The sequence below is a fragment of the Acinetobacter sp. P1(2025) genome (assembly GCF_051390655.1).
GTDB classification, from domain to species: Bacteria; Pseudomonadota; Gammaproteobacteria; order Pseudomonadales; family Moraxellaceae; genus Acinetobacter; species Acinetobacter junii.
Genome location: NZ_JBPKBJ010000101.1, coordinates 1 through 10517, shown reverse-complemented (window position 1 = coordinate 10517; position 10517 = coordinate 1). Strand labels below are relative to the sequence as shown.

General features: G+C 39.3%; 9 protein-coding genes. 2 read left to right on the top strand and 7 right to left on the bottom strand.

Annotation, left to right across the window (positions count from 1 at the left end; genetic code table 11):
* Positions 1–146: 146 nt before the first annotated feature.
* The 6 genes from ACSC97_RS16710 to ACSC97_RS16685 all read right to left on the bottom strand — a co-directional run bounded on the left by ACSC97_RS16710 (position 147) and on the right by ACSC97_RS16685 (position 7916).
* Positions 147–500, bottom strand: coding sequence for a DMT family transporter (locus ACSC97_RS16710; protein ID WP_436662059.1), 354 nt, complete (start codon positions 498–500; stop codon positions 147–149).
* 82 nt (positions 501–582) lie between these two features.
* Entirely contained in the window at positions 583–1068 is a 486-nt protein-coding gene (locus tag ACSC97_RS16705; protein ID WP_004950495.1) for a DUF934 domain-containing protein, read from the bottom strand.
* The gene (locus ACSC97_RS16700) at positions 1061–2704 is read right to left on the bottom strand and encodes a nitrite/sulfite reductase (protein ID WP_004908811.1); all 1644 of its coding nucleotides are present in this window, start codon (positions 2702–2704) and stop codon (positions 1061–1063) included. Before ACSC97_RS16700 ends, ACSC97_RS16705 begins: the two co-directional genes overlap by 8 nt.
* A 173-nt stretch (positions 2705–2877) precedes the next feature.
* Positions 2878–5283, bottom strand: a complete 2406-nt coding sequence (locus tag ACSC97_RS16695) for a glucose/quinate/shikimate family membrane-bound PQQ-dependent dehydrogenase (protein ID WP_126131732.1) — start codon at positions 5281–5283, stop codon at positions 2878–2880.
* 137 nt (positions 5284–5420) lie between these two features.
* Positions 5421–6665: a carbohydrate porin gene (locus ACSC97_RS16690; RefSeq protein ID WP_436662056.1), complete on the bottom strand. Its 1245-nt coding sequence runs from the start codon at positions 6663–6665 to the stop codon at positions 5421–5423.
* Positions 6666–6797: 132 nt separating this feature from the next.
* Entirely contained in the window at positions 6798–7916 is a 1119-nt protein-coding gene (locus tag ACSC97_RS16685; RefSeq protein WP_436662054.1) for a CaiB/BaiF CoA transferase family protein, read from the bottom strand.
* Between the two features lie 214 nt (positions 7917–8130).
* Between ACSC97_RS16685 and ACSC97_RS16680 the strand changes: the two genes are divergently transcribed.
* Together ACSC97_RS16680 and ACSC97_RS16675 are read left to right on the top strand one after the other, a co-directional pair.
* Positions 8131–9144 (top strand): AraC family transcriptional regulator, encoded by a 1014-nt coding sequence (locus tag ACSC97_RS16680; RefSeq protein ID WP_004908826.1) that lies wholly within the window; start codon positions 8131–8133, stop codon positions 9142–9144.
* A 95-nt stretch (positions 9145–9239) separates the two neighbouring features.
* Positions 9240–9704 carry a GNAT family N-acetyltransferase gene (locus tag ACSC97_RS16675; protein WP_436662052.1) on the top strand — a complete coding sequence of 155 codons (465 nt, stop codon included), beginning with the start codon at positions 9240–9242 and terminating at the stop codon, positions 9702–9704.
* Between the two features lie 147 nt (positions 9705–9851).
* Here the strand turns inward: ACSC97_RS16675 and ACSC97_RS16670 are convergent, their stop codons facing one another.
* The gene (locus tag ACSC97_RS16670; protein ID WP_087539802.1) at positions 9852–10391 is read right to left on the bottom strand and encodes an AAA family ATPase; all 540 of its coding nucleotides are present in this window, start codon (positions 10389–10391) and stop codon (positions 9852–9854) included.
* Between the last annotated feature and the right edge of the window lie 126 nt (positions 10392–10517).

The window sequence follows — 10517 nt, the reverse complement described above, 5'->3', positions numbered from 1 at the left end:
ATATAAATGGGTAATGTACAAGTTGCTGTAGAAGCATGTTTAGTTCGTCTGATCACAGATACTTTATAAACTATTTTAATACTTTTTTGAATCCGTCAATGCGTAAGTCCTAAGTACTATCAAAAGAAAATTTTTTGATAGTACTTTTAAACATTAATATTTGAGTATTGTGCAATTATCATCAAACCGATGGTAATAAAACCGATTCCAATCCAACCCGCTAAATCAATATTCTGCCCCAAAAAAACTTTTGCTAGTACTGCTGTGGCAATTACACCGATACCAGACCAAAGCACATATAAAATTCCAGCTTGCATATATTTCAAAGCAATCGCAGCGCAAGTAAACGAAATAAGATACAGCACCAAAGCAATACCTTGATCCAGCTTATTGACCAATCCATTTGCTTTGGCTGAATAAAAAGTTGAAAGTACATCAGTTGCTATAGCGATTAATAGCCAAATTACACCTGGATTGATTTTTGATAAGAGAGTTAGCATTGTTATTTTTCGGCTCTTGATTAATCCAATTTTACAAAACAAAAAAGCTGAACCTTAGTTCAGCTTATTGATCACGGGTGGCTTATGCACCAGTTTGATAGCTTGCTTGAGGCACAGCTGTTGAAGCTTGATAAGGATTTGTAAAATCCTGCAGACCAGCTGCTGCTTCCTGAATATCTTTACCTTCTTTTACTACAAAGGTATCAAACCCAGAGCGTTTTAAATAATTTAAAACATCTTTAAAGATATCACCGACTGCACGTAACTCACCTTGATATCCTTGACGGCGCAATAATGCTGCGAATGAATATCCACGACCATCATTAAAACCAGCAAATTCAATGAATATTGCATCTAATTCGCTTAAAGGGAACTGATGTGTTTCAGGTGAATCATTTACAGTGATATACAACGCTTTTTTACCTTGTATATTTGGCAATTCATTCAATTGAGCTGTTGTTAAAACAACATCACCTTGGGGAATTGCTCCATCTTCTGCAATAACTTGATAAGTATTGTCTGCAATCGTGCCATCTTTAGAAAGCACTTGTAGCGATGTATTAAGCATAAGCACGCTCCTTAAATGGCTGAATCCCTACACGACGGTATGTATCGATAAAACGCTCACCTTCAGTACGCAAATCTAGGTAAGTATTCAAAATTTCCTCGATCACGTCGGGTACAGCATCTGCAGCAAAAGATGGTCCTAAAATATCACCAATAGATGCATCATGATTCGCATTACCACCTAAAGTGATTTGATAGAACTCAGCACCTTTTTTATCTACACCAAGAATACCAATATTGCCTACATGGTGATGACCACAAGCATTCATACATCCTGAGATATTTAGGTCTAGTTCACCTAAATTATAAATGGTATCAAGATCTTCAAAACGACGTGTGATCGCTTCTGAAATAGGAATTGATTTTGCGTTAGCTAATGAACAGAAATCACCACCTGGACAGCAAATAATATCGGTAATAAAACCAATATGTGCACGAGCCATGTTGTGCTGTTCAAGCGTTTGCCACAATTCAAATAAATTTTTCTGTGGTACGTCTACCAATGAAATATTTTGTTCATGTGTAGTACGGAACTCGCCAAAGGTATACTTATCTGCTAAATCAGCGATTAAGTTCATTTCTTCTGATGTTACGTCACCAGGAGCAATACCAGCACGCTTCAAAGAAATCGTAACGATACGATAACCTTTAACTTTATGAGCATTAGTATTGACGTTGTACCATTGTTTGAACTTTGGATTTTCAGCGAATAATGCTGTGAAATCCTCATCTTCTAGGTCTTGATAATCGAATGGTGTAAATTCTTCATCCAATTTTTTTAAGATTTCTGGTTGAATTCTTAGAGCTTCACGTGTGTGCTCAAATTCAGCCTCAACTTTTTGAGCAAAGACTTCTGGCGTAAGTGCTTTAACTAAAATTTTGATACGTGCTTTATATTTGTTATCACGACGACCATGTAAGTTATATACACGTAAAGTCGCTTCAAGATAAGCAATCAAATCTTCACGTGGTAAGAACTCACGAATGACGCTACCAATAATTGGTGTACGACCTAAGCCACCGCCCGCCATGATTTTATAACCAATCTCACCAGCATCATTGCGTACGATATAAACACCGATATCATGAAATGCTGTTGCAGCACGATCTTTTTCTTCTAGAGCAGAAACAGCGATTTTGAACTTACGTGGTAAGAATGCAAATTCAGGGTGGAATGTACTCCACTGACGAATCAATTCGCATGTAGGACGCGGATCAGCAATTTCACCTGCAACCACACCCGCAAACTGATCAGTGGTGGTATTACGGATACAGTTACCTGAGGTTTGCACAGCATGCATTTGCACTGTCGCAAGTTCAGCTAAAATATCCGGAACATTTTCTAATGCCGGCCAGTTTAACTGAATGTTTTGACGTGTTGAAACGTGAGCATAACCACGATCGTATTGGGTCGCGATTTCAGCAATTTTTCTAAGTTGTTTAGTATTCATCAAGCCATACGGCACGGCGATACGGAGCATCGGCGCATAACGTTGCACGTATAAACCATTTTGCAAACGTAATGGACGATATTCGTCTTCGGTCAATTTTCCTGCTAAATAGCGTTCTGTTTGATCGCGAAACTGAGCAACGCGTTGGTTAATCAGTTGTTGATCGAAATCCGTATATAAATACATGGCGTATGGCTAGTCATTCATTATAAAGGCGTTTAGCATAACGAGCTTTGTTTCATCAATAAAATGCTTTTTTTGCATATTTAATAACGGTTTTATTGATAAGCCTATCTAATGACTACAAAAAGGAAAAGCCCAAACGAATCTGAGCTTTTACATTCAATTTCCAAATGAAATTAGTTCTTATCTGGTAAAGCATAGGCAACGAGATAATCACCCATTTTAGTACCAAATGAACCGTGTCCACCCGCCATAATCACCACATATTGTTTACCGTTAGCTTCATAAGTCATTGGTGTTGCCTGACCACCTGCAGGTAAACGAGCTTCCCATAACTTATCGCCATTTGAAACATTAAAGGCACGGATGTAGTTATCTTGAGTCGCCCCAACAAACATCACATTACCTGCTGTTGAAATCGAACCACCTAAACCTGGTACTCCAATTTTCACTGGTGGTAATTGGAATAGATTTGGCAAACTATCACGAATCGTACCAATACGTTTTTTCCAAACCACTTCGTGTGTTTTTAAATCCACACCAGCAACAAAGCCCCAACCAGGTTGCTTACAAGGCAAACCGAATGGAGACAGGAACGGACTAATATCTACACCATATGGCGTACCATACATCGGTTGCATGCCCTGCTCTGTACCCGCACCACGTGCGACTGCTTGACGGTTTGGATCTGCTGGAATTAAACGACTTACGAATGGCAAGCCAATCGGGTTCATGACTGCAACTTGACGGTCAGCATTCACTGACATACCGCCCCATTCGAATACACCGAGATTACCTGGGAATACTAAAGTGCCATTTTCAGAAGGTGGTGTATAAATACCATCGTAATTCAAACGTTTAAACTTCACACGACACATTAACTGGTCAAACATGGTGGCACCCCACATGTCTTTATCTGTTAATTTATCTTTAGGTGCTAAGTTAAAGTCAGAGAATGGTTGAGTTTTAGCATAGAACTCACCTTTGGTTTGTGGTCCCCACTTCACTGTTTGCGGGACTGGTTTTTCAGTAATCGGTACTATAGGCTGACCATTACGACGATCTAAAACAAAGGCATTTCCTGTTTTAGTTAAGACATAAATCACAGGAACCGTTTGACCAGATTTATCCTGAATATCCGCCAATGAAGGTTGTGATGGTACATCCATATCCCACAAATCATGATGTGTGGTTTGGAAATGCCAAACGAGCTTACCTGTGCTTGCATTAATCGCCAGCATTGAGTTCGCATAGCGCTCTTTCAACTCAGTACGGTCGCCTCCCCAAATATCAGGTGTACCTACACCTGTCGGTACATAGACGATGTCCAATTTTGCATCATAAGCAAGTGGCGCCCATGCATTTGGCGAGTTATGCACAAATGTTGTGTCTTGACCTGGCATTGCATTCGGATCAGCAGCACCCGTATCGAATACCCACAGCAACTTACCAGTATTCACGTCATAACCACGAATCACACCTGATGGCTCTTTATTGGAATGGTTATCGGTCACTGAACCTGCTATGACCACTGTAGTACCAGATATAACACCTGGTGAAGTTGGGTTATAGCCACCTGGGTAGGCATATGGCATGAATTCTTGTAAGTTGACTTCGCCATTTTGACCGAAGTCAGAACATGCTTTACCTGTATCTGCGTTCACCGCGACTAAGCGACCATCATTAACCGGAACAAAAACTTTACGAGGACATTCAGTCGAAGTTGATTTTTTCGCCTGTAAACTGGTTGCAAACTCAGTGGTGTTTGCAGCATCGTAGTACATCACCCCGCGACAAGTTAAATGTTGGAAAGTCTTGTCCGTTTTAAGTTTTGGATCAAAACGCCATTTTTCTTTGCCTGTTGCTGGATCAAGTGCAATCAAATGTTGATGTGGCGTACACATATACATATTGTTGCCGATTTTAATTGGTGTCACCTGATTAGTCGTTTCACCTGAGTCATTTTCAGTTCTAAAATCACCTGTACGGAATGTCCAAGCAACTTTCAAATCTTTGACATTTTTGTCATTAATTTGAGTCAGAGGAGAATAACGCTCCCCTCCTTGACTACGACCATAGGCAGGCCAGTCCTCAGGTGCTACACCATCAACTGCTTTCGCTTGTGCAGGTTGAGGTGTTTGAATCACACCATTAATTTCTTGAGGATCATTAAAGATCGAGTACACCATCACCACAATAGCAATAACTAAAGTCGATGATAGTGCAACCTTACTTGAGCCAAGTTTATCAATACCTCTTGTTACAGCAGGTACTAACAACCACAAACCCAGCACACCCAAAACATCAAGACGTGGAGCCAGTGCCCAGAAGTCCGTTCCAACTTCCCAAACACCCCAAATCACACTTCCTAACATTAAAGCCGCATAGACCCAGAGTGGACCAGAAGCACGCTTATAAAGTTGTACTGCTACGATGAGTAACAACACACCTGCAATCACATAATAAAAAGACCCGCCAATAGCTGCGAGCCATACTCCACCAATAAGCAGGAACAAAGCAATGAGGGCAAGGATCATTACCGTCAACGTTCGTAATCCTGATTTTGAAGCAGATTGATTCATAAGATCACCTTGCATCTTTGTATTTATTAGAATGATTAAGCAAATGATCAATTCACTTAACATTCAATTAAAAATCTAAAGCGTTCTATAGCCCGATTGAGTTGCAAACATGAGCTATAGAACTCCGAATAAAACACTTAAAAAATGGTTTGAAACTTGACGCCACCCACCCATGTTTTATCCCCATCTTTCAACGCACCGACATGATGTACATATTGAATATTTGGACGGATGGTCAACCAATTAGTTGCATGGATGCCGTAATACAACTCAGTATTGTATTCTTCATCTAATAAAGGATTGTTTTTGTCATTAGCATGAATACGTGCTACGCCGAGTGCTAGTTCATCTTGTGGACGCTGATTGAGCAAACCTTTATAAACCAATCCAACATTTTGCATATCTTTGATGGAGTTGGTTTTTGAATCATGTACTGTGAGATTCACAAAACCAGTTAAACCACGATCAGATTGATCATCATGACGTGTTAATTGCTGTTTGGCAGTAAACCAACCGCCTTGTTTATGTCCAGTTTTGCTTGGGTTTTCAATTTCAGCAGCATCGGCAGTGCTGTAGTAGTAACCAAAACGGTATTCACCTAAAAGAGATTGTTGACCTAGTTTTGGTGCCCAGACCAGCTCAGCTGGAATAATCGCACCATGTGATCCATCTGTACTTAAATTAAAGCCTTTACCACGCTGTAAGTTCTCTGGGTTATATTCATACGCACCAATTTGCGCATATAAATCTGGCTGCAGGTTATATTTGACTCGCAATGCCCATTGACTGACAGGCCAGTTGTACCATTGATCACCCACCCAATTGCCGACTTGAGAGCCACATAATGCCAAGTTTTGGAAATCACAGTTAAAACTGTTGAAATCCTCACCTTCACCAAAACGTCCCACCTTGATATCTAAAGCTTGATCTAAAAATTTCTTTTTGATCCATAGATCAGTTAAACGCCAAGTTTGACCACGCCCCCAAACTTCTTGGGTAGAACTTAGATGTCCTTGTAAACCATCTGCAGTTTTGGACAATGATTGGCCATCTCGATAGGTCACCGTGATTTGAGCTTCAGTGTCTTGCCAACCTAAAATTTTATTTAAGTCAAAGTGTGTGCCTAAAGCCAGTTGCCCAGTGAATTCACTGCCATGACTTGAATGTTGTTTAGAATCTAAAACCCCTGCAAATTCACCTGTGTAATCAGCAGAAAAGTTATAACCTTGATCTTGTAACGCAGTGCGTTGACCGTTCCAATCACCTAACAGCCATTGACCATGAGGATCAAATGCGGAAGAAGCTGCTTGAGTGTGATGTGTGAAAAGACTTAATGAAAGAACGGATAAACAAGATACAACCCATGATTTAGAGATTGTCATGTTTACGTAACCTTTTATGTTTTTGTATATAAAAGGTTACGCCCATTTTTAATTGATTAATTTATTCAAAATGTTAATCACTTGATTAAATGTGCAATATTTTACCAAGTTGTGATTCTATGCACATATTTTCTACCATTTTCCTTGACCCAATCCTTGTCCGATAAATTGATATCGCATTTGAGAACGTGAAAATTTAATTGGGCATGCTAATTGAGGCTCAGTTTGATCTGTATTTTCAGATAAAGGTACATCGACCACCCAACCGCGTTGTTTTGCAATCGGTGAAGTCAAAGCCTCATCTAAGCTCAACACTGGCTCCACACAAATATCTAATTGCGAAAAAATTGATTGCCACTCAGCAAAATCTTTGGATCTAAACTTTTCCTTTAAGGCTTGTTTAATCGCTTGACGGTCTTCAGGGTCAAAAGAACTACCTTTTGCCATCAATATAGGTAACTCTAATGCACCAGCTAATCCAGTCATAAACTGTGGTTCTAAACTTCCTACAGAGAAATAACGACCATCTTTGGTTTCATAATAGTCATAGAAAATAGCACCATTCAGCATCCCTTGCTCAGGACCTTGCGGTGTCTGACCAGCCAAACTTGCTGAGGCGGCCATACTATTTAAACTAGCCACACAGTCCGTCATAGAAATATCTATGTATTGCCCCATACCACTACGCTGACGCTCAACTACAGCAGCTAAAATCCCAATAACCGCATGCAAAGAACCACCTGCAACATCCGCAATCTGTACACCCAATGGAGGTGGTCCACTATCTTGGCGACCACTATGACCCGAAATACCAGCTAAAGCTAGATAGTTAATATCATGCCCTGCACGATCTTTATATGTACCTGTTTGACCGTAACCTGTAATAGAACAATAGATTAATCGAGGATTGATCTCAGCAAGCGTTTCATAATCCAACCCTAATCGACGCATCACATCTGGTCGAAATTGTTCAAGAAGGATGTCAAACTCTGAAATTTTATTTTTAATTAACTCAATATTTGCAGCATTTTTTAGATCAAGCGTAATAGACTGTTTATTTCGATTAAGATAACTATGCGCTGTGGCTTGACCATTGGCATAAGGTGGCATGATTCGAACCAAATCTGGACGACTCGGAGATTCTACATGGATAACTTCTGCACCCATGTCTGCAAGATACATACTTGCGAATGGACCAGGCAACAAAGTAGAAAAATCTAGAACTTTCAATCCCTTTAAAGCAGTTGGCATAATAATTTTTACTCATATTGTTCAAATTTTCTTTTATACTAGGTTCGGATAAACACAAAAACAATGTCATGTTCAGCCATTTACCTTGATAGTTTCGGCAATTTAACATGTACTTAGTGAGCAATAATTTTTTCTTGTCAATTGCTCAATTAGATATTTTAGACGGTTATTTAGGTCAATTATCGTGAATAGTAAAGAAACTGAAGGATTCAATATGAGCCGTGATACGATCAGCATCCACTTCGTGAATGCGGCTTTAACAGGTGTAAAACGCCTAGGCATGGACGTTGAAACATTACTTTCACATGTCGGTATTGAAGCAGAATTGCTTCGTCAACCTAAAGCTCGAATCTCCCCAGAGCAATACACTCGCTTTGTCAAAATGTTATGGATGGTCACCCAAGACGAACACGTTGGTTTCGATGTTCAACCACGTCGTTTAGGTACATTTGCGATCATGTGCCAATTGATCATACATTCGAAAACACTTGGACAAGCACTCGAACTTTCCTCACAATTTTACAAATTGTTCGGTGATGAATGGTCTGTAAGTTTAGAGCGTGATAAACACGAAGCTCGTTTAGTACCTCACATTCCTAAAGCGCTTGACCCTGATCATTTTATTACGGAAAGTATGCTGATGATTTGGCATGGTCTTGCTTCGTGGTTAATCGAACGTCGCTTACCTTTGGAGCGCGTCCATTTTGGTTATGAACGCCCTAACCATGCTGATGAATATGATGCGCTATTTTTTGCACCAGTGATGCAGTTTGACGCACCGCGTACAGAAATTACCTTTGCTGCAGATTATTTAGATCTACCTATTCGTCAGGATGAAAAAACTTTAGAAGAGTTTTTAAAAGCCGCACCAGCACAACTTCTAGTGAAATTCAAAAACACCAACTCACTCACTTCGCGTATCCGTGATGTATTGAAGAGCCAAATCGGCGAAGAAATGCCAACTTTAAATGATGTGGCATCTATGTTGTATTTATCTCCTCAAACATTACGTCGTCGTTTGGCTGCGGAAGGTAAAAGCTATCAAGGTGTCAAAGATGCCTTACGTCGTGACGCTGCGATTCATTTATTGCTCACTCCAAACCTCACTTTAGAAGATGTTGCTCAACAAGTTGGCTTTAGTGAAACTAGTACCTTTCACCGCGCCTTTAAAAAATGGACTGGTGTTACCCCAGGTTTATATCGTCAGTTGCATGGGCATCACAATTAACTTAAATCAGACAAAGTGTTCAACCCTAAAAAGTTGAACACTTGTTGAAAAATATGGTATTAATCCACTATATTCCTCAACAATCACGATAAATAATGATAATCAAAAAAGGCGATTTTTCAGACCCTCAAGTCCAAGACCTCATACGCATTCATTTGCACGGCATGCATCAGAACACACCTATTGAGCATAGTTTTGCACTCGATTTCAGCAGCCTACAAAAAGACTCCATTCGATTTTATACACTTTGGCGTGATGATCAGCTTCTTGGTTGTGGTGCGATTCAAGAGCTTAACCACTATCATGCTGAACTTAAATCGATGCGGACTCATCCCCAACATCTACGTCAAGGTGTAGCGACACACTTACTCGATTATCTTTTAAAAATTGCTAAACATAGCAACTATGAAAAAGTGAGTTTAGAAACGGGGAAAGACTCCCACTTTGATGCAGCAATTCATCTATACAAGAAATTTGGTTTCGTAGAGGGTGAAGCCTTTGCTGAATATAATGAATCTGAATATAGTCAATTCTTTCATTTAAACTTGTCTAATCAATAGTTTAATCTCAGATTTTAATCTATTTTTTTAAAGAGATTGTTTTGAAAAAAACTCATTGATAAGCAATCTAATAACAAGTATTACAGCCGTAAAGCCCAAAAATTATCTTGAAAAATATAGCCAACACCCTGATTTTAATGCCAATTATCAATCAACACTCATTTGTTTTATGAAAGCAGCTGTCTTCCGAGGCGAAGTTAGGTGAATAAATCGTATGTGCTGGTATTTAGGGTTGTTCATCATGGCTAAATACCTTTTCTTATTTTGTGGATATTTCTGAAACATCCATAAAAAAATCGATTTTTGGGAGAATACCATTTTCAAGTTCTCTCTATTATTCGAGTTTTTCCATAATCGCTCACGACTTAAAATACGCCACAAAGTCCGTTTAGTAAGACGATAAAAGTTAACAGAAAAAGAATAATCTAACCAAATGACCGTATCCACCTCAGACCAAATCATATCAATACTGCGTGAATAAAGATTATCGATCACCCATCCCGTTGATGCTGCATCCATACTCAGTTTAAGTTTGCAAAAAAATGCATCATTTGAAGATTCTTGCCAATCATCTAGCCATAGCAAATCATCCAGTTCGATATATTGTATTTTTAATTTTTCCGCCAACTTTCGAGCCAGCGTAGATTTGCCAGAACCCGTAGTACCAATAATATTAATAAATTTCATCAAGCAAATTATGTAGGACTTACGCATTGACAGATTCAAAAAAGTATTAAAATGCTTTATAAAGTATCTGTGATTAGACGAATTAAACATGCTTCTACAGCAACCTGTACTCTACCCATTTATATG

What these genes read in the sequence shown, in the direction of transcription:
- ACSC97_RS16710 (WP_436662059.1), bottom strand. Translation starts at nt 500, where the DNA reads ATGCTAACTCTCTTATCAAAAATCAATCCAGGTGTAATTTGGCTATTA.
- ACSC97_RS16705 (WP_004950495.1), bottom strand. Translation starts at nt 1,068, where the DNA reads ATGCTTAATACATCGCTACAAGTGCTTTCTAAAGATGGCACGATTGCA.
- ACSC97_RS16700 (WP_004908811.1), bottom strand. Translation starts at nt 2,704, where the DNA reads ATGTATTTATATACGGATTTCGATCAACAACTGATTAACCAACGCGTT.
- ACSC97_RS16695 (WP_126131732.1), bottom strand. Translation starts at nt 5,283, where the DNA reads ATGAATCAATCTGCTTCAAAATCAGGATTACGAACGTTGACGGTAATG.
- ACSC97_RS16690 (WP_436662056.1), bottom strand. Translation starts at nt 6,665, where the DNA reads ATGACAATCTCTAAATCATGGGTTGTATCTTGTTTATCCGTTCTTTCA.
- ACSC97_RS16685 (WP_436662054.1), bottom strand. Translation starts at nt 7,916, where the DNA reads ATGCCAACTGCTTTAAAGGGATTGAAAGTTCTAGATTTTTCTACTTTG.
- ACSC97_RS16680 (WP_004908826.1), top strand. Translation starts at nt 8,131, where the DNA reads ATGAGCCGTGATACGATCAGCATCCACTTCGTGAATGCGGCTTTAACA.
- ACSC97_RS16675 (WP_436662052.1), top strand. Translation starts at nt 9,240, where the DNA reads ATGATAATCAAAAAAGGCGATTTTTCAGACCCTCAAGTCCAAGACCTC.
- ACSC97_RS16670 (WP_087539802.1), bottom strand. Translation starts at nt 10,391, where the DNA reads ATGAAATTTATTAATATTATTGGTACTACGGGTTCTGGCAAATCTACG.